We start from the raw sequence: 17893 nt of genomic DNA, 5'->3' as shown, positions 1-17893 counted from the left end.
TACCTAAGCGTATACCAATTCTGCTTTGTAGGCACAAAAATACAGTCATGCTGGTATGACAATTCCAACCCCATCACAGCTTGTATCCATCTGGTCACAAATGACAAAAGCAGGCAATCAACACTAAGAATTTACTTTACGACTCTTCGCTATTGGGGTTCTTAACTTTTTCCCATTCAATGCCCAACCCTTTAAATTTTTGTGCAAATGGGATTACTATGAGCGCAACACAAGCCCCTAATAGTGCCATTCTCTCAGTGGTTAAAAAATTAAATCGTATATCTGCAATTACTATAAGTAATAAGGCGACAGCAAGAGACCAAGTAACTCGTTGAAAAATATCCATCGTTTGAGATTTTTTCTGCCGAATATCATTTTTCCTAACTGCTGACTGCTCTGCGGTAAGGGCTCGGAAAGTTGGGAAAAGATTGAAATCAGATTTAACTAATTCACCCGAATCAGTGACTGAATACAGTGAAAATGGCAATGGGTTATTAGGCAGGGAGGATACGGTCACCAAGAAAAGTGGGATTTTTTCATTTCCAATTGCTTGTTTGTATCTTTTTAATTGATTTAGAGTGTTTTCGCTATGTGCAAATCTGTCTGACTTTATTTCAATAATGGCAAGATATTCTTTTTTTTCTGGATCTATAATTGCAAAGTCTGGTCTGTATGTGTTTTTACCATCGTTGGAGAAAAACGCTGGTTCGTATAATATAGAATCTTTGGTATATCCTAGTGATAATAAGTATTCAGAGAATTTATTTTCCGCCTCTGAATGGTAATTGTTGTCCATTACAGTCCCTCTCTGCTGTGTGAAAACTAGTGAGCTAAATTAATAAGGTAACTAAAAAACGCAAGAGATTCAATTGATTAACGAGTGATAGGTCAAGTCAAGGTCAAACTCGGCGATCATGATGGTTATCTTGTTGAATCACAGCCAGACATGATGAATTTCTAGGTTGGAGAAAAAACTTTTTTTTAGGAAAACTGTTCACACTGTTCACTCCGTTGTTTTTGTTTTTAATTTCATAGTGATATGCTGTGAATGGTTGGTGAACAGTGAACACTTTACTGTTCATTTTTGCCGTTTTGCAGGTAAAAAAAGACCGGCGATTGCCGGTCAGGTCAGGTTATTTCGCTATGGGGTCATCACATTTCGGCAGCCAGTCGGCGTTGCTTTCCTCTCTTAGTGTTAGATTGGTTTGTATGCCCTGATTTTTTCGGCGCTTCTCATAACTTAGCCCGTACTCTTTCAGCATAGCTGGCAGCCCCTTACCGAACATGGTGAGGCTCAGGGTGTTCCTGTAGCCATGGGCCTCCATATACGCCAGATAGGCATGATACAGATACAGGCGCGGCTGACGCGGTATGATGTTAGCATTGCCGATATACATACCTTCAGGCTCCGGCAGCTCCTCCAGATAGCCACAAAAATCAAATGTCGGGTCGGCATCGCGTTTAATACTGAGTGCCTCATCGGAGTTCTGTTGTGACTGGAGAAGGGCGCGCGCGGTCATCGGGTCGCTGAACTTCTGCATAAGCTGTCGAACAATCACAGCCAGCTCACGGGCGATTTTGTACTTGAGCTGCGGGTCGCGTTCCTCCGGGGCAATCTGTTCCGGGAAATGCAGGATCACCCGGCGACGGGAAACACCGCCACTGCGGTCGGTAAAGCGCATCGGGTTATTGTTCACGGCCAGAATCACCGCCGGAATATGGGTGGAGTACGCATCCTTGTATTTCGGGTCGACCGATACCGCATCCCCGCCGGTGATGGCCTTAAGTCCTGCCCCGTCACCGCTCCATTTTTCCTGGTCAGGCAGACGGATCAGCGAGAAGCCAATCAGTGCGGCACGTTCACGCGGTGATTCCAGCGTTTCGATAGTGGCCGACGTGGCGTTATCTTCCCCGGCAAGCATGGTCGCAATTTGGGCCAGAATACTTTTCCCGCTGCCACCCGGCCCGGTCACTTCGAGAAAGAGCTGCCAGTCGTAACGATTCGCCAGCACCATAAACAGCGCGGCCAGAATCACGTCGCGTTTTTCCTGTCTGCCACCGGCGGCGCGGTCGAGCCAGCGCCAGAAATCCGGGGCGTGGGTCTCCAGCGTTTCGCCCTCCACCGGCGGGGTAAAATCCACGTCGCACAGCGTGCGCAGCCAGTGCGATTTCTGGTGTGGGCTGAATGTGCCGGTGGCGGTATCAAGTACGCCGTTACGAAAACCAATCAGACGGCGCGCTGGTGCGTCCTGCTGGGGAATAATCAGTTTCAGGGTCTCCACCACTGAGGCAATTTTCCCTGACGAGAACGGGGCACGCAGACGTTGAAATAACCCGGCCACGTCGCGGGCAAAGTCTGACGGTGGAATGATTTTCCATATCCCGGCCTCATAGCGGGACAGGAGCTGGCCGTTCGCGTCCACGGCCAGCGCTTCGCCGTAATGTTCATGCACCCGCATTGCCTTTTCACTGGTGCTCATGGCGGTAAATTCCGCCTCACTCATGGTAGAGAAAGGACTGTCAACCGGTGGCCGGATGGCGTCATAAATCGCTTTCCGTGTCGCCTCTTCGCCTCTCTGAACGAACGCATCATTCCAGTCACCGAACACCGGCGGCAGGACGACAATGCCCTCACAGGCATCTGCGGCCGCTGCGGCTTTGTTCTGGCCGTCGCCGTTAAGGTCACGGTCGGCGGCAAGCACAATCTGACAGGCCGGGTGTTTCTGACGGGCAAGGCTTGCCAGAGAAAGGAGGTTCACGGACGACAGCGCCACCATGACGGTTTCGCCGGTCAGGTGATGCACGGTGAGCGCGGTCGCATAGCCCTCCGCTATCCACAGGCGTTTTCCGGCCTGTTTTTTCCCTTCGATGGTATGGCACGCTCCTTTTACCGCCCCGCCTTTCAGGGTGCGTTTGAGACCGTCAGAATTGATAAGCTGAAGGTTAACCAGTGCGCCGGTATCGTCATACAGCGGGACAGCCACATCACCAGCGCGGAACGTCACGCCGCCGGTTTTATGTATGGCTGTGAGCGTCAGACTTTCCAGAGCGGGGAAGCCCTTGCGGGTCAGATAGGCGTTACCGCTGGCCGGGCGGGTTTTCTCCATCAGTCTGACGGCCAGCGAGGCCGCCGTTTTGCGGTCGGCATCGGTTTCGGCCTCTGCGGCCGCGATCACTTCCGGGGCAACCGGCGACAGATTGCCGGTCACGGTGTTCACCTTTCCGGCGGCCTCGGAGGCCGACACACCAAACACTTTCTCTACCAGCTTAAGCCCGTCACCCGCGCCGCACTGATTGCAGAACCACGTGCCGCGCCCCTCTTTATCGTCAAAGCGAAAGCGGTCAGAGCCGCCGCACACCGGACAGGCCTGATGGCGGTTTTTAATGACCCTTACCCCCAGCGCCGGGAGGATACGCGGCCAGTGGCCGCACGCCTTTTTTTACGGTTTCCGTTACGTTCATTTTCATTGTTTTTTTCTCCCTCAGTGCAGTACAGGCGATGTGATGTGACGGGCGCAAAGTTCATCCATCACCGCGAGCCCGAGAAAGGACAGTGACGGCGCGGCTTTCAATGGTCCGGCTTCCATTAAATCTTCCAGTAATGCACAGGCAATCTGACGGCCTTTCTCCTCGCCGTGCTGGCGCAGATAGAAGCCCTCCAGCTCGGCGGAAATGGCGTTTTCCAGTGCGTCGAGGGTGAGGTGCGGGTAGCGGCACTGATGTTCGCACAGAGTCAGCCACGCACAGGCCACGGCGCGGCGATAAAGTGCAGCACGTAATACGGGAGGTAATGGCTGTTTCATACGTTGCCCTCACCGGTCAGCCAGCGCTGATTGCAGCGCTCGACCACGCCGTCGAGCTGGGCGGTCATGAGATAAATCACGGAGGTGAGCTGTAACTGCTGCGCCGGGTCACGACGAACGGTCGCGCAGTCCTGTTCCTGCATCAGAGCGCCGACGAGCTGGCCGACGTTTCGCATATGCTCAAGGCATTCGAGGTCACGGGCGGTAATAGTGGTATTTCTCATGCGCACACCTCCGCAACCGGCAGACGGCCAGCAAACGAGAGGACGTAATCACGAACAAGGGAAATGCGTGCGGCGTGCTCATCACCGGCAACGGTGCGGAGCATACAAATACGGGGTTTACGGTCTGCGCGACAAACGGCGGCAAACACAAAGACAAACTGCGGGTGTGACGAGGTGAGGGTCGTAGCCATAAGGGCAACCTCCAATAAGTAGCGGTAATTGCCACCACCGGAGTTCCTACGCTCATGGGTGGTGACCCGAACGGGGGTAGGAATACCGGCCTTATTGGAAACCGGCCAGCCCGAAGACTGCCCCGCCCGGACCACCATTATCTGACAGGGGCTAGGGTATAAGCACCACAGCCCGGAAAATGGGTGTGCCTGAGCAACGACGTAAAAAAAGACGCATGGCGCGTCTGGTGTCGCCAATAAGTAACTCGGGTTCCTACGCCCGGCTGTCGATTTTGCGACAGCGGGAAAACTATACCTGGAAACGGCGAAAAGAAGCAAGCCAGAAAAAGGGGCTTTTTGCGGAACGGGTATCATCATGCGTCATAGCCCCGGTTGCGTTCGGTAATACGCTCTGCCATCCATGCGGTGATTTCAGAGTGCGCCCACGCCACGTTTTTACCGCCGAGGCTGATTTGTTTCGGGAAAGCCTCCCGGCTGATGAGGTCGTAAATGGTGGAGCGGGACAGGCCGCATAAATGCATCACTTCGGGCAGGCGGATAAAGCGCTCCTGAACAGCATCAGAGACCGGCATCAGCCGGGAGGCTGGGGCAGAAGACGGGGAAGAAAAAGCAGTATGCATCGGGCTACCTCACAAAGTCCATACAGTGCCGGTCGTGTCCGTCCGGCTTCGGGTAGCTCTCTATTTTGTGAATATTTTTACGCAGGGCAACAAGTCATTTTGTAGTGCTTCACCACACAACAGAACAATTTTTATACAGTGGCAAACGTTGGCCGTTTTTTGGTAAACGTTGGCAAACCGGTGACCAATTCCTGATTACTTTTATATATATATTTTCATTATTTAATCGAAATAAAGTCTAAGTAAGCAGGCCGGTCAAAATCCAAAAGGTGAATAGTAGTGAACAGTCGGTGAACAGTTGCAACCTCAACTGTTCACCCTTTATCTTACTGTATTACTTATCTTTTTCTATTAAGTGAACAGTAGTGAATAGTTATGAGTAAAAAAACAAACAGAGAGTAAGGTTTTCCTGAGACCTTTCTCTGGCCAGCCGGGTTTTAAGGTCTGTTTGTGCCATTTTTGCCACAACGGCAATGAATCGTGTTGTTGTGTCTGGCGCGGCAGAATCTCCTCAGATTGAAACGAAGAGGAGACCCGACATGACTCAGACTGCTGTTATTCCCGACTACCTTAAACCTGCAATGGAACGCCTTGAGACTGCCCGCTCGGCGCATCTTGCCAATGCAAGCCGTATGGATGAAATCACGACGGTCATCAGCAAGGTGCAAACGCAAAAAAAGGAACTGGAGCAGGAAAACGGCAATGATTCCGGCGCATGGCGCGCCGCCTTTCGTGCCAGTGGTACTGTCATTACCGACGAGCTGAAACAACGCCATCTGGCGCGCGTGGCACGGCGGGAACTGGCGCATGAATGTGACAGTATGAACGAGGTACTGTCTTTTGAGCTGGACAGGCTCAAAGGAGCCTGTGACCGCACGGCCAGAGCATACCGTCACGCACATCACGGCGTCCTCAGTCAGTATGCAGAGCATGAACTCGATGCTGCCCTGCGTGAAAGCTGCGGTGCCCTCATCAGAGCAATGAAACTCAACATACTGGTTCTGAATAATCCGCTTGCTAATACGACCGGGCATCAGGGATATACCGAACCGGAAAAAGTTGTAATGCAGCAGGTGAAAGACCGGCTTGAGCAGGCGGTGAAAGGCTGCAATATCCGTCTGACTGATGAACCGGTGTTGTTTAAAACAGGGCTGTCGGCCTCCACGCTGCCGCATATGGAGCATGACGTTGCGGCCACTCCCGTTCAGCGGAAAGTCTGGCAGGAAAAAATGCGGGAACGTGAAGCCGACCTGAAAGCACGGGGGCTACTGTCATGATGCGCTGCCCTTTCTGCCGCACGGCGGCTCACGTCCGCACCAGCCGCTATATGTCTGAGAGCGTCAAAGAGAGTTACCTGCAGTGCCAGAATGTGCACTGCTCGGCGACATTCAAAACGCATGAGTCCATCTTTGAAGTGATACGTTCGCCGGTCGTCGATGAGAAACCCGCGCCGGTGCCGACAGCACCCGCAGCTCCACGTCAGGTGAAAGGCTGTTACAGCTCACCGTTCCGCCATTAATCAGGAGAGACAACCCGTGACCACCCTGACCTTACAGCAGGCGTTTGAGGCCTGTCAGACGAACAAAACCGCATGGCTGAACCGTAGAGCCGAACTGGCCGCTGCCGAGCAGGAATATCAGGCATTATTGCTGGATGACAACGCATCAGGCTCCCGCAGATTACAGTCGCTGCGCGACCACATTGACGTAAAAAAATGGGAGGTTAATCAGGCCGCCGGTCGCTACATTTTCTCGCATGAGGAAGTGCAGCGCATCAGCATCCATAACCGTCTGCACGATTTTATGCAGCAGAACGGCGCAGAGCTGGTCGCCACACTGGCACCTGAGCTGATGGGAATTAAGAACCAGCCCACGATGATAAAAAACCGTGCGCTTGACCGTTCAGTAGCATACCTGCGAGAAGCTCTTTCCGTCTGGCTGACCGCAGGAAATGAAATTAATTATTCGGCACAAGATAGCGATATTTTAACGGCCATCGGATACAGGCCTGACGCACCTTCGCGGGATGATAATCGTGAAAAATTCACCCCTGCACAGAACATGATTTACACCCGTCGACGCGCCGGACTGGTCGCGCAGTAGCCTGTCAAAAAATCCTCGTAAATCCCGTCATTTTTCCCGAATTAAGCCATGCATCCAAAGGGTGTATGGTTTTGCATGCGTTTTCCCGCCCCTGTACTCCCTGCCTGCGCCAGTAGCGGCGCAGCCTGAGGCCACCTTTGCTCCTGCATTAAAAGCAGTCCCTTAAGCGGGCAGGCGTGGCGGGGAGAGCATTGCGCGCTGATAATTACATTTAAATATTTTTTTAGAAAATAAGGATGTTAAAGGATTGAGTGTTTGTGATGCGGTCATCGCATCAAGTAGCTGATGCGATGAAGAAATTATGAAAGGTATCTAAAGGCTACTGATGCCCCTTTAAGAGAGTTAAGTGATGTCGTCATAGGTTATTGACTTCTTAATCTTATCAATGACGTCATGCCCATATTTAGATTGAAGGCGCTCAATGAATTGAGGTTCTATATGAAAAGCATGTCCTAATATACCGTTAAGATAATTTATTTCTTTTTGGTTTAATAAACTATACGAAAATTTATGTACTAAAGAACTAATCAGTCTTTTCTTTTTTCTTCCTAATGATAATTCATTGCTATTATTTAGTACTACACCAGTAATGGTTCTATTCATAGCTTTGCTGCAATAAATTGTTTTATCTCTGTTTATTCTGATTTTTCTATTGTAATGTTTTAGCAATAGAGTTTGTACCGTGCGCTGTATTGTCGCTAAGCTTAGACTGTGAAACGATGAAAAGGTCAAGTCATCGGCGTAACGTGTGTAGGTTACATTTAACTCAGTGCAATAGTTTGTTAATTCCTCATCAAAGCAATACATGATTGCGTTAGATATTAATGGAGACGTTGGGGCTCCAATACTCAATCTGAGAGGGCTATTACCTCTAAGTTTCCAGAATAAAAGATGTGCGATTATAAATCGATCTTCTTCTGAAATATTAGCACCATTGGTTTCGAGTGTCTTAATGAAAAGATCAGGTGTAATAGAATGGAAGAAATCTTTAAAGTCTATTTTTAATATGTATTGACTATTTTTGTGTGCGGCGGCATTGGTTTTTATACCCTTACCCGGAACATAGGCATGAGCCGAATAATGTACTTTCAAATGTTCCGAAAGCAGGCTGGCAGTAAAACGTTGCAAGGATTTAATTTGCTTAGATGGCTGAGCGATAATACGAACCCCATCACCACTTCTCTTTGGTATTGTATATTTCTTATAGCGGCGAGGGGCTGTTGATATAAAGCTTTTCAACGAGTCTTTATCCATGAATAATGTAGTGGATAACTGGTCAAGTATACTCATTTAGCGTCATCCTCAAGCATTTTTGTAATCGCAGATAATGCCAGCTTTCTCTTTCTGGATGCCTCGTCATCAGAGAGAACAAATGATGTGACAGCTCTTATTCTCATAGCCTTATATTCTTTTATTCGTCCAAGCTTATCTTTTCCAAGTATAACTCTTTTTTTACTTTCCAAGGGGTAGTAAAAAGTTATATTGCTATATTTCTTTTTGCCAATCATAGACATTGATTGTAGTAAATAAAGCAGCCTCTTTATAACGTTTTCATCTATTTCGATATTTAGTGCTATTAATGCTAATTCAATCTCATAGTCTTTTATTGGATAGAAAGTATGAATAATATCGTAGACTAATAATGCTAAATGTGCAGGATTGGATATGTTAAAAGCGGTAGTCTTACTTGCATTTTTCAGTCTGTTTTTTATGCAATCTATTACTAATGGTAGGTCTGGATAATTTATATCTGTATTGCTGGGCCATGGAAAGATATGCACTGACTCTTTATCTTTTCGTTTTAAATATGACAAAGGGCCTAGATAAATAAATGAGTCTTCAGCCTGTACATGCTCATCTGGAGCAAAAATAAGTATTTTTTTATGATCGCTAATGTTTGCAAACATGCCTAATTCGACAAGGGAACCGGGGCTTTCTAAGCAAATGATTATAAGTGTGGATAGTTTGGCAATATCATCCTCAAATGAAAACAAATCTGAATAAGTGTTTTCTCGAAAGTAATCCTTGAATGTTTCGGCCATTATGAATGATTTTGAGAGGCCATGTTCTTCATTAACCTCAAAGAATGCAATTATCCTGTCGCGTAAACTTTGCGGGATCAGCTTTCCTGTGTTTGTCTCTCCACCACAGATAAAAATTTTATGGGGTGTTAAATAAAGGGAAAAATTTGAATACGAGAGAGAACTGAACTCATCAATGAGTGTATCTTCGTAGCTTTCATTACCCTTTGCCGTACTCAATTCAATCTCTCCATAAAAAAACAAAGCGGAAATCCGCTTTGTTTAAATCTTTACCTAGAGGATGCGCAAAAGACTTCTCTGACGCTCCTGATCAAGGATCGTTAGAGAAGTGCTTTTGCGCAACCCTAAGTGTCCTCAATACTGTATGTCTGGCTAATCGCCCGACTAGGTTTAAGTGACATAAACCTTCGCGTAAAGATGGAGTTAGCTTAGATCAGCGTTAAAAAGTAAGCAAGTTAGTTTAAACAGAACGTACAAAATTCCCCCACCACTCCATAAGATTTGTGCGTTGCGGCAGATAAATGGAGCGGTTGTATGCGCGCCTTACTTCGTTTTTATCACAATGTGCCAGAGCTGATTCAATAACATCAGAATTAAAGCCTGATTCATTTAATGCAGTGCTGGCTATCGAGCGAAGACCATGCGCAACTAACCTACCACCATAACCAATCCGCTTTAAGGCGGCGTTAGCAGTCTGGCTATTCATTGGTTGCTTTGGATCGTTACGACTTGGGAATACGTATTCGCGATTCTTACTTATAGGCTTCATCACTTCCAGAATCTCTAATGCCTGAGGAGAAAGGGGTACGATATGTTCCCGTTTTGCCTTCATTCGTTCGGCGGGAATCGTCCAGAGTTTGGCATCAAGATCGATCTCTACCCACCGAGTACCAGAAGCCTCAGAAGGGCGCACAAGCGTCAGGAGTTGCCATTCAATAAGGCAGCGAGTTGGTACGGATAAATTAGACATGACTAAAGAACGCATGAGTTTCGGTAACTCTTCTGGTCGTAGTGTTGGCATGTTTTGTTTTTTGGGCTTCTCAAAGGCCATTCCGATACCTGATGCTGGGTTGGCATCAATCAGACCTGTGTTTACGGCATAAATCATTATCTCGTTAATGCGTTGCACTAGTCGACGTACAGTCTCAAGCGCCCCACGAGCTTTGATTGGCTCAAGTGCTTCAACCAATGTTCGGGCTTTGATTTGCTGAACGGGGATCTCACCAATGGCAGGTAATACATCTTTCTCCAGTGAGCGCCAAATGTCTTTTGCGTAATCAGAGGTAACGCTTTTGCTTTTGAGTTGGAACCAGTTAGCGGCAACCGTCGAAAAAATACTGTCCAGAGCGATTTGCTGCTCTTCCTCTGCAACTTCAGCTTGGACTTGGGGGTCGATGCCATTAGCTAACAAGGCAAGGTAATCCGCTCTTAATCCTCGGGCATCAGCAAGCGATAGGGCGGGGAAAGCACCGAGCCCCATCATTGTCCGCTGCTTTGTTGCCGGACGTTGATAACGAAAGCGCCAGAGCTTTTTGCCACTAGTTTTCACTAGCAGGAAAAGCCCGTCGCCATCGTGCAGCGTTAGATCCTTCTCTAACGCCTTAGCGCGCAGAACTTCGGTGTTGGTCAGGGGGCGTGTTGTCCGTGCCACTGTGGCCGCTCCTTCATGAATTGGTATACGCTTTTAGGTATACATCCTAGCGTATACCTAAACGTATACCAATAATCACCGGATTTAGCCGGATGTTCTCGGACAACGACAGACACAAAAAAGCCCGCAGGGCTTGTACTGTGCGGGCTTTCTGTACTTCACCGGACGTATCCGGATCATTATTTGGTGGAGCTGGCGGGAGTTGAACCCGCGTCCGAAATTTCTACATCCTCGGTACTACATGCTTAGTTTGTCTTTACATTCGCACGCCAGCTGCGGACAAACACGCCACTAACGAACTAGCCTGATTAGTTTTAACGCTTCAACCCCAGGCAGGGTTTCCACGCGATCTCTTTTGGGTTTGACCTCTCTTTGATCCCCGTCTTAAGAGCGGAAGCTAGGGAGAGAGGGCTCTTAGCAGGTTATTAAGCTGCTAAAGCGTAGTTTTCGTCGTTTGCGACTATTTTTTTGCGGCTTTTAACGAGGCAAACCGCCCCTCGGCATGCACCTTGGGTTTCGCAAATCCCGTCGAATCCAGAATCAGCCCCAATAGTGTTGAACTCAGTATACCAGATTTTACTTCCTCGACACCAGCCCGAAACGCTAACTTATTGAATAGTACAATAAGTGCGCAGAATCAACGTCCTGCGTTTTTCATGATACGTGCTTTGTCGAGCTGCCACTCGCGTGCTTTCAGGTCAGTACGTTTGTCGTGCTGTTTCTTACCTTTCGCCACGCCGATTTTCACTTTGCACCAGGCGTTTTTCCAGTACAAAGAGAGCGCCACCACGGTGAAGCCTTCGCGGTTGATGCGTCCGTAGAGGGATTCCAGTTCGCGCTTGTTCAGCAGCAGCTTACGGGTGCGGGTAGGATCGCAGACGTAATGTGAAGAGGCGACGGTCAGCGGCGTAAAGTTCGCGCCGAACAGGAAGGCCTCACCGTCTTTCAGGATCACGTAGCTGTCGCCGATATTGGCTTTCCCGGCACGCAGCGATTTTACTTCCCAGCCCTGCAACGCAAGGCCTGCCTCGAATTCTTCTTCGATGAAATACTCGTGGCGAGCACGCTTGTTAAGCGCAATGGTCGCCGAACCAGGTTTATGTGCTTTTTTCTTCGTCATAAGTGTCGTAAAGCCGTCGGTAATCTGATTTTAAAAAGTCACCTCATTGCGTCCTGTGAGGTCTAACGCGCTATCTTAGCACGAGATAAGGCTTAGCGTTTTTTTAACAGGTGATAAATGTTATTATTTGTCTGTTGTGTGACCATGGAAAATGCTATGCCTCAGATTAGCCGTACCGCGCTTGTTCCTTACAGCGCGGAACAAATGTATCAGTTAGTGAACGACGTTCAGTCCTATCCGGAATTTATTCCGGGATGCACCGGTAGCCGGGTGCTGGAATCCGGCCCGACGCAGATGACTGCGGCCGTGGATGTCTCCAAAGCGGGGATCAGCAAAACGTTCACCACGCGCAATACCCTGACGAGCAATCAGAGTATTTTGATGCATCTGGTGGATGGTCCGTTTAAAAAACTGATGGGGGGGTGGAAGTTTACGCCGCTGAGCGCTGACGCCTGCCGCATTGAGTTTCATCTGGATTTTGAATTTACCAATAAGCTGATCGAACTGGCGTTTGGCCGTATCTTTAAAGAGCTGGCCTCGAATATGGTTCAGGCGTTCACCACGCGCGCCAAAGAGGTTTACAGTGTCGCATAAGATTGCTGTTGAGGTGGTGTATGCGCTGCCGGAGAAGCAGTATTTGCAGCGCGTGATGCTTGAAGAGGGTGCCACCGTTGAGGCGGCTATCCGGGCCTCCGGCATCCTTGAACTTCGCCGTGATATTGACCTGGCGAAGAATAAAGTCGGCATTTATAGCCGTCCGGTAAAGCTTGCTGATGCGCTGAAGGATGGCGATCGGGTTGAGATTTATCGCCCGCTGATTGCTGACCCGAAAGAGCTGCGCCGTCAGCGAGCGGAGAAATCGGGTAAGTAACGCTTTCTCCCCCGGTGGCGCTTCGCTTACCGGGACTACGATTCTGCGTAAGAATTCAGATACAAAAAAGGTGCTCATTGAGCACCTTTTTGCGTTGCTGACGCCTGATTATTTGGTCAGGGCAGGCTTGTTGTCGATGTTGGTCAGCACGCCGGCACTGCTGAAGGTCAGCGTCAGGGTTTGCTGGGTCACATCTTCATGACCAGGCTGCTGGCGGAATACATAGAACCAGGTGTTTGTGCCGAACGGATCGGACATCATCGGGGTTCCCAGGGCATAAGCGACCTGCTGTTGTGTCATACCCACGCGGATTTTGGACACATCGTTAGGGGTAAGGTAGTTCCCCTGGTTGATGTCAGGACGGTAAACCACTTTCTCCAGAGTGGAACAGCCTGCGGTCAACATCAGAAGAACCGCTGCGGCAGCGGTCAGCGTTTTACAGCGCATAGTGATTTGATTCCTTTTCGGGCCCGAGCAGTACGCGGCTCATATGTAATATGCCGATGATAATAGACCTTGCCCCACTTTGAAACCGGTCTGGCGGCGTTTTTGTTGTTCTGTATGACCCTGAGATCCCGAAAAAGTTTATGCCGCCAGCAGTTCTTTCGCATTCGCAAGCGTATTGCGGGTGACTTCACTGCCGCCGAGCAGGCGTGCCAGCTCTTGCAAGCGTGAGCGTTTATCCAGCGGCTTCATGTGCGTTTCCGTCATTTCGCCATCGGTTTCCTTGCTGACGATAAAGTGGTGATGACCACAACCGGCGACCTGCGGCAGGTGAGTCACACACATGACCTGCGTCGATTCACCTAACTGACGCAGCAGTTTGCCGACAACGGCCGCGGTCGGGCCGCTGATACCCACATCCACTTCATCGAAAATCAACGCCGGGGTTTCCATTTTACGGGCGGTAATCACCTGAATGGCCAGGGCGATACGCGACAGTTCACCGCCGGAAGCCACTTTCGAAATCGCCTGCAAAGGCTGGCCCGGGTTGGTGGTGACGCGGAATTCTACGCGATCTGCGCCTTCCGCCGTCAGGTGATTCTCTTCAAAGCGAACATCTATGGTGAACACCCCATGCGGCATCGCCAGCGTATGCATGCTGTCGGTAATGTGCTGGCTAAGCTCCAGCGCATAGTGTTGCCGCACGTCATGCAGCCGTTTCGCCGTTTCCAGCGCCTGCTGATGATGCAGATTAACCGCCAGAGACAAGGTTTCAAGGGAATCGGCCTGATCGTCCAGCTGCTGCTGTTCCTCCAGCAGAGACTGATAGTAATTCGGCAGCTCTTCCGGGGTTACGTGATGCTTACGCGCCAGTGAAATCTGCCGGGAGATGCGTTGCTCAAGCTCGAACAGACGGTTCGGGTCGAGATCCAGACGTTCACAGTAGTGGCGCAGTTCATCCCCGGCTTCTGAAATCTGAATCGCGGCCTCTTCCAGCATTTCCAGTACGCCAGAAAGCTTATTGTCCATGCCGGTCAGTTCGGTCACAAGCTGACGCACGTTATACAGCTGGCTCTGCAAATTCACGTCTTCGCCATCCGCCAGCATATTAAGGGCAGTCTGGCTGGTGGAAAGCAGCTGACCGCTGTTGGCCAGACGCTTGTACTCTTCGTCGATTTGCTCAAATTCACCCGCCTGCGGGTTAAATTCGTTCAGCTCTTTCAGCTGATATTCCAGCAGCTCGGCGCGCGCGGTACGCTCCTGGCTTTGCTGCTGATGCTGCGCAAGTTCGCGGCAGCTTTGATGCCACTGACGATAGTGCTCCGCCATGAGTTGAGTAAGCGCGTACTCACCTGCGTAGCCATCAAGCAGGACTTTCTGTTGTTCGGGTTTGATTAACTGCTGGTGCGCATGCTGACCATGGATCTGGATGAGCAGCTGGCCCAGCTCGCGAAGCTGGGAAAGGGGAACCGCTGTACCATTGATAAAACCGCGGGAGCGGCCATCGCTGCTGATGACGCGGCGAAGTAAACACTCACGTCCGTCTTCGAGCTGGTTCGCTTCCAGCCAGCGCAGGGCGGCAGGTGTGTCTTTCAACGAGAAGCGGGCGCAGAGATCGGCACGGGCGGCGCCTGTGCGCACCATATCCCCCTCAGCACGACCGCCGAGGCACAAGCCGAGGGCATCAATGGCAATGGATTTACCTGCACCGGTTTCACCGGTAATCGCCGTCATTCCGCTATGGAAGTCGATCTCAAGCTCACGAACAATGGCAAAGTTGCTGATGGTCAGTTGTGCCAGCATAATTGTTTTCCTGTATGAAAAACCATAACTGTGTTTGTATACAGTATAAACTGGTTTTATATACAGTAAAGTGCTGGATGCAAAATCAGAACAATTTTTTTGACCAGCCGAGCTTGGAGCTTAATGTGTTGAAATAGCTGTAATCTTTCGGGTGAATCAGGTTCAGATGGTAATCGCAGCGGCGAATGAGGACATCTTCACCTTCCTGAATGGGGAGCGCAATCTGACTGTCGCAGCTGATCTCCAGGTCGTTACGGCGATGGGAAAAACGCAGGCGGATGGTGCTGTCGCCGTTGATCACCAGCGGACGCGCCGAGAGCGTATGCGGGAACATCGGCACCAGGGTAATGGCATCCAGCGATGGCGTCAGGATTGGGCCTCCGGCTGAAAGTGAGTAGGCGGTTGACCCCGTCGGGGTTGAAATAATCAGCCCGTCAGAACGCTGCGAGAAAGCGAATATTTCGTCGATATAGACTTCGAACTCGATCATGTGCGCCACTTTACCGGGATGGAGAACCACCTCGTTAATGGCGGTGCTGATGCGCTTCTGGCAGTCTTGCTGACACACCTGGGCTTCCAGTAAAAACCGTTTTTCACTGATATAGTGGCCTTCCAGCACGTCCGCCAGCTGCTGCTGCGCATTGTCCGGGTCGAGGTCGGTCAGGAAACCGAGATTGCCACGGTTAATACCAATAACCTTAATATCATAGCGAGCCAGCGTTCGCGCCGCGCCCAGCATATTACCGTCGCCACCGACCACCACGGCGAGATCCGCCTGCTGGCCAATTTCCGCCAGCGTGCCGGTTCTGACGCTTTTAAGCTGCAACTCCTGGGCGATCTGCTGCTCGACCATCACTTCATAGCCTTTACCACACAGCCAGCGATACAACATTTCATGTGTCGTCAATGCGGTAGGGTGACGCGGATGGCCGACGATCCCAATACACCTGAAATGATTATTCATTTTCTGGAGGTCCTTGTGCCTGATGAATGATGACAATCTGCCTTGTTCCCTTGAATCCAGGAAACTGATCCCCATAATAAGCGAAGTTAGCGAGATGAATGCAGAAAAACGCGGAGAAATTCATGAGTAGTAAAGAACAGAAAACGCCTGAGGGGCAAGCCCCTGAAGAAATTATCACGGAACAGCACGATGAAGTTGAGGCTGTAGAGCCAGACACGTCTGCTGAGCAGGTGGACCCGCGCGATGAAAAAATTGCCAACCTGGAAGCTCAGTTGGTAGAAGCGCAGAATCGCGAACGCGATGGCGTACTGCGTATCAAAGCGGAAATGGAAAACCTGCGCCGTCGTACCGAGCTGGACGTTGAAAAGGCGCACAAATTTGCGCTGGAGAAATTCGTCAATGAACTGCTTCCGGTGATCGACAGCCTGGATCGCGCGCTGGAAGTGGCGGATAAAGCTAACCCGGATAACGCGGCGATGATTGAAGGCATTGAGCTGACGCTGAAATCCATGCTGGATGTGGTGCGTAAGTTCGGTGTTGAAGTGATTGCCGATACGGATGTACCGCTGGATCCAAACGTTCACCAGGCCATTGCGATGGTGGAATCCGAAGACGTTGCCGCGGGTAACGTGCTGGGCGTGATGCAGAAAGGGTATACCCTGAACGGTCGTACTATTCGCGCTGCGATGGTGACCGTGGCGAAAGCGAAAGCATAACGTGCTGCCTGTAGTGCCGGGTGGCGGCGTTCGCCTTACCCGGCCTACATTTTATTCGGCAATACTTTCGCGTAGAGGCTTAACGGGCAGGACCTTCACCTGCTTAATCATGTTGTCCTGAACGTCCAGAATATCAATATCATACTGTTCAATGCGCACGCGCGTGCCTGCCGCCGGGATCTCTTCCAGCGCTTCCAGGATCATACCGTTCATCGTCCGCGCTTCGTCTTCCGGCAAATGCCAGTTGAACGCTTTATTGATTTCACGAATGTTGGCGCTGCCGTCGATAAGCACTGACCCGTCGTTTTGCGGGGTGACCTCTTCCGCAAGGGAAGGCGACATTGACGTGGTAAAGTCCCCGACAATCTCTTCCAGAATATCTTCGACCGTCACCAGCCCCTGTATGTCGCCGTATTCATCCACCACCAGGCCGACTTTCTTCTTGTTTCGCTGGAACTTCACCAGCTGCGTGCTGAGTGGGGTGCCTTCCGGCACGTAGTAAATTTCGTCGGCGGCGCGCAGCATCACCTCTTTGGTGAACTCGTTTTTCTCAGTCATCAGACGATAGGCCTCGCGCACGCGCAGCATGCTGATGGCATCGTCGAGGGAATCGCGATAGAGGACGATACGCCCGTGCGGGGAGTGCGTCAGCTGGCGGACAATGGCCTTCCAGTCGTCGTTGATATCAATCCCGACGATTTCATTGCGCGGCACCATGATGTCGTCAACGCTGACCTTTTCCAGATCCAGCACCGACAGGAGCATGTCCTGATTGCGGCGGGAGATCTGCGAGCGGGATTCATTCACGATGGTACGCAGTTCGTCTTTGCTGAGCGCGCTACTAATGGTGACGTCTGCCTTTATACCGACCATGCGCATCAGCACCCGTGTCACCATATTCAGCAGCCAGACCAGCGGCATCATCAGAATAAGCAGCGGTGCTAACAGGAAGCTGCTCGGGTAGGCGACTTTTTCCGGGTAAAGCGCGGCGATGGTTTTGGGCAGCACTTCCGCAAACACCAGCACCACAAACGTGAGCACACCTGTGGCAATCGCCACGCCTGCGTTGCCGTATAGACGCATCCCGACGATGGTGCCCAGTGCAGAGGCGAGAATATTGACCAGGTTGTTACCGATAAGCACCAGGCTAATCAGCCGGTCCGGCTTACGCAGAAGCTTTTCGACACGACGCGCGGCACGGTTACCCTGCTTGGCGCGATGGCGTAACCGGTAGCGGTTCAGCGTCATCATGCCGGTTTCAGAGCCAGAGAAATAAGCGGAGATGACCACCATGATGACCAGAATGACGATCAGCGTGGTGGTAGAGATGTGTTCCAGGGGG

General features: G+C 50.6%; 19 protein-coding genes, 1 other RNA gene and 1 pseudogene. 6 read left to right on the top strand and 15 right to left on the bottom strand.

Annotated features, from left to right (window positions below):
* Positions 1 to 136 precede the first annotated feature (136 nt).
* The 6 genes and pseudogenes from ACOTX5_RS15425 to ACOTX5_RS15400 all read right to left on the bottom strand — a co-directional run bounded on the left by ACOTX5_RS15425 (position 137) and on the right by ACOTX5_RS15400 (position 4838).
* Positions 137 to 796 (bottom strand): type I restriction enzyme HsdR N-terminal domain-containing protein, encoded by a 660-nt coding sequence (locus ACOTX5_RS15425; protein ID WP_063438861.1) that lies wholly within the window; start codon positions 794 to 796, stop codon positions 137 to 139.
* A gap of 337 nt (positions 797 to 1133) precedes the next feature.
* Positions 1134 to 3468: pseudogene (locus tag ACOTX5_RS15420) on the bottom strand (primase-helicase zinc-binding domain-containing protein).
* 14 nt (positions 3469 to 3482) lie between these two features.
* Positions 3483 to 3803 (bottom strand): DUF5375 domain-containing protein, encoded by a 321-nt coding sequence (locus ACOTX5_RS15415; protein ID WP_063438863.1) that lies wholly within the window; start codon positions 3801 to 3803, stop codon positions 3483 to 3485.
* Complete coding sequence (locus ACOTX5_RS15410) at positions 3800 to 4027, bottom strand: hypothetical protein (RefSeq protein WP_063438864.1); 228 nt, start codon at positions 4025 to 4027, stop codon at positions 3800 to 3802. The genes ACOTX5_RS15415 and ACOTX5_RS15410 overlap by 4 nt, the downstream gene beginning before the upstream one ends.
* Positions 4024 to 4575, bottom strand: coding sequence for a host cell division inhibitor Icd-like protein (locus ACOTX5_RS15405; protein ID WP_063438865.1), 552 nt, complete (start codon positions 4573 to 4575; stop codon positions 4024 to 4026). Before ACOTX5_RS15405 ends, ACOTX5_RS15410 begins: the two co-directional genes overlap by 4 nt.
* Positions 4572 to 4838 carry a helix-turn-helix transcriptional regulator gene (locus ACOTX5_RS15400; protein ID WP_063438866.1) on the bottom strand — a complete coding sequence of 89 codons (267 nt, stop codon included), beginning with the start codon at positions 4836 to 4838 and terminating at the stop codon, positions 4572 to 4574. The genes ACOTX5_RS15405 and ACOTX5_RS15400 overlap by 4 nt, the downstream gene beginning before the upstream one ends.
* A 539-nt stretch (positions 4839 to 5377) precedes the next feature.
* Between ACOTX5_RS15400 and ACOTX5_RS15395 the strand changes: the two genes are divergently transcribed.
* From ACOTX5_RS15395 to ACOTX5_RS15385, 3 genes are read left to right on the top strand one after another with little or no spacing between them, the layout of a single operon-like run.
* Positions 5378 to 6115 (top strand): hypothetical protein, encoded by a 738-nt coding sequence (locus ACOTX5_RS15395; RefSeq protein ID WP_063438867.1) that lies wholly within the window; start codon positions 5378 to 5380, stop codon positions 6113 to 6115.
* The gene (locus tag ACOTX5_RS15390; protein ID WP_048988787.1) at positions 6112 to 6357 is read left to right on the top strand and encodes an ogr/Delta-like zinc finger family protein; all 246 of its coding nucleotides are present in this window, start codon (positions 6112 to 6114) and stop codon (positions 6355 to 6357) included. Before ACOTX5_RS15395 ends, ACOTX5_RS15390 begins: the two co-directional genes overlap by 4 nt.
* A 16-nt stretch (positions 6358 to 6373) precedes the next feature.
* The gene (locus ACOTX5_RS15385) at positions 6374 to 6940 is read left to right on the top strand and encodes a phage polarity suppression protein (protein WP_063438868.1); all 567 of its coding nucleotides are present in this window, start codon (positions 6374 to 6376) and stop codon (positions 6938 to 6940) included.
* Positions 6941 to 7282: 342 nt separating this feature from the next.
* On the opposite strand, the gene ACOTX5_RS15380 is transcribed toward ACOTX5_RS15385, so the two are convergent.
* The 5 genes from ACOTX5_RS15380 to smpB form a co-directional block, all read right to left on the bottom strand.
* Positions 7283 to 8230, bottom strand: a complete 948-nt coding sequence (locus tag ACOTX5_RS15380) for a retron St85 family RNA-directed DNA polymerase (protein WP_063438869.1) — start codon at positions 8228 to 8230, stop codon at positions 7283 to 7285.
* Positions 8227 to 9201 (bottom strand): retron St85 family effector protein, encoded by a 975-nt coding sequence (locus ACOTX5_RS15375; protein WP_063438875.1) that lies wholly within the window; start codon positions 9199 to 9201, stop codon positions 8227 to 8229. Before ACOTX5_RS15375 ends, ACOTX5_RS15380 begins: the two co-directional genes overlap by 4 nt.
* Before the next feature lie 241 nt (positions 9202 to 9442).
* Entirely contained in the window at positions 9443 to 10633 is a 1191-nt protein-coding gene (locus ACOTX5_RS15370) for an integrase domain-containing protein (protein ID WP_063438870.1), read from the bottom strand.
* 184 nt (positions 10634 to 10817) lie between these two features.
* Positions 10818 to 11181, bottom strand: a transfer-messenger RNA (tmRNA) gene (ssrA, locus tag ACOTX5_RS15365).
* Positions 11182 to 11270: 89 nt separating this feature from the next.
* Entirely contained in the window at positions 11271 to 11753 is a 483-nt protein-coding gene (gene smpB / locus ACOTX5_RS15360) for an SsrA-binding protein SmpB (RefSeq protein ID WP_003863115.1), read from the bottom strand.
* A gap of 156 nt (positions 11754 to 11909) precedes the next feature.
* On the opposite strand from smpB, the gene ACOTX5_RS15355 reads away from it, so the two are divergent.
* Together ACOTX5_RS15355 and ACOTX5_RS15350 are read left to right on the top strand one after the other, a co-directional pair.
* Positions 11910 to 12347: a type II toxin-antitoxin system RatA family toxin gene (locus tag ACOTX5_RS15355; RefSeq protein ID WP_003863117.1), complete on the top strand. Its 438-nt coding sequence runs from the start codon at positions 11910 to 11912 to the stop codon at positions 12345 to 12347.
* A complete protein-coding gene (locus ACOTX5_RS15350; protein WP_017383006.1) occupies positions 12337 to 12624 on the top strand; it encodes an RnfH family protein in 288 nt (95 codons plus the stop codon). The genes ACOTX5_RS15355 and ACOTX5_RS15350 overlap by 11 nt, the downstream gene beginning before the upstream one ends.
* A 108-nt stretch (positions 12625 to 12732) precedes the next feature.
* Here the strand turns inward: ACOTX5_RS15350 and bamE are convergent, their stop codons facing one another.
* From bamE to nadK, 3 genes are all read right to left on the bottom strand, one after another.
* Entirely contained in the window at positions 12733 to 13071 is a 339-nt protein-coding gene (bamE, locus tag ACOTX5_RS15345) for an outer membrane protein assembly factor BamE (RefSeq protein WP_003863121.1), read from the bottom strand.
* Between the two features lie 138 nt (positions 13072 to 13209).
* On the bottom strand, positions 13210 to 14871 hold the full coding sequence (recN, locus tag ACOTX5_RS15340) for a DNA repair protein RecN (RefSeq protein ID WP_045333281.1): 1662 nt from the start codon (positions 14869 to 14871) through the stop codon (positions 13210 to 13212).
* A gap of 85 nt (positions 14872 to 14956) precedes the next feature.
* The gene (nadK, locus tag ACOTX5_RS15335) at positions 14957 to 15835 is read right to left on the bottom strand and encodes an NAD(+) kinase (RefSeq protein WP_017383004.1); all 879 of its coding nucleotides are present in this window, start codon (positions 15833 to 15835) and stop codon (positions 14957 to 14959) included.
* Between the two features lie 122 nt (positions 15836 to 15957).
* Between nadK and grpE the strand changes: the two genes are divergently transcribed.
* Positions 15958 to 16551, top strand: a complete 594-nt coding sequence (gene grpE, locus ACOTX5_RS15330; protein WP_003863126.1) for a nucleotide exchange factor GrpE — start codon at positions 15958 to 15960, stop codon at positions 16549 to 16551.
* 51 nt (positions 16552 to 16602) lie between these two features.
* Here grpE and ACOTX5_RS15325 read toward each other — a convergent pair whose 3' ends face one another.
* Entirely contained in the window at positions 16603 to 17889 is a 1287-nt protein-coding gene (locus ACOTX5_RS15325; protein WP_026094274.1) for an HlyC/CorC family transporter, read from the bottom strand.
* Between the last annotated feature and the right edge of the window lie 4 nt (positions 17890 to 17893).

The organism is Enterobacter cloacae complex sp. IR5441, from assembly GCF_049238215.1.
In the GTDB taxonomy this organism is placed as follows: Bacteria; Pseudomonadota; Gammaproteobacteria; order Enterobacterales; family Enterobacteriaceae; genus Enterobacter; species Enterobacter hormaechei_C.
Note: the sequence above shows the minus strand (reverse complement) of the source record. Positions and strands in the feature narration are given on the sequence as shown.

Coding starts and splice junctions, on each gene's coding strand:
- ACOTX5_RS15425 (WP_063438861.1), bottom strand. CDS start 796: ATGGACAACAATTACCATTCAGAGGCGGAAAATAAATTCTCTGAATAC.
- ACOTX5_RS15415 (WP_063438863.1), bottom strand. CDS start 3,803: ATGAAACAGCCATTACCTCCCGTATTACGTGCTGCACTTTATCGCCGC.
- ACOTX5_RS15410 (WP_063438864.1), bottom strand. CDS start 4,027: ATGAGAAATACCACTATTACCGCCCGTGACCTCGAATGCCTTGAGCAT.
- ACOTX5_RS15405 (WP_063438865.1), bottom strand. CDS start 4,575: ATGATGATACCCGTTCCGCAAAAAGCCCCTTTTTCTGGCTTGCTTCTT.
- ACOTX5_RS15400 (WP_063438866.1), bottom strand. CDS start 4,838: ATGCATACTGCTTTTTCTTCCCCGTCTTCTGCCCCAGCCTCCCGGCTG.
- ACOTX5_RS15395 (WP_063438867.1), top strand. CDS start 5,378: ATGACTCAGACTGCTGTTATTCCCGACTACCTTAAACCTGCAATGGAA.
- ACOTX5_RS15390 (WP_048988787.1), top strand. CDS start 6,112: ATGATGCGCTGCCCTTTCTGCCGCACGGCGGCTCACGTCCGCACCAGC.
- ACOTX5_RS15380 (WP_063438869.1), bottom strand. CDS start 8,230: ATGAGTATACTTGACCAGTTATCCACTACATTATTCATGGATAAAGAC.
- smpB (WP_003863115.1), bottom strand. CDS start 11,753: ATGACGAAGAAAAAAGCACATAAACCTGGTTCGGCGACCATTGCGCTT.
- ACOTX5_RS15355 (WP_003863117.1), top strand. CDS start 11,910: ATGCCTCAGATTAGCCGTACCGCGCTTGTTCCTTACAGCGCGGAACAA.
- bamE (WP_003863121.1), bottom strand. CDS start 13,071: ATGCGCTGTAAAACGCTGACCGCTGCCGCAGCGGTTCTTCTGATGTTG.
- recN (WP_045333281.1), bottom strand. CDS start 14,871: ATGCTGGCACAACTGACCATCAGCAACTTTGCCATTGTTCGTGAGCTT.
- nadK (WP_017383004.1), bottom strand. CDS start 15,835: ATGAATAATCATTTCAGGTGTATTGGGATCGTCGGCCATCCGCGTCAC.
- grpE (WP_003863126.1), top strand. CDS start 15,958: ATGAGTAGTAAAGAACAGAAAACGCCTGAGGGGCAAGCCCCTGAAGAA.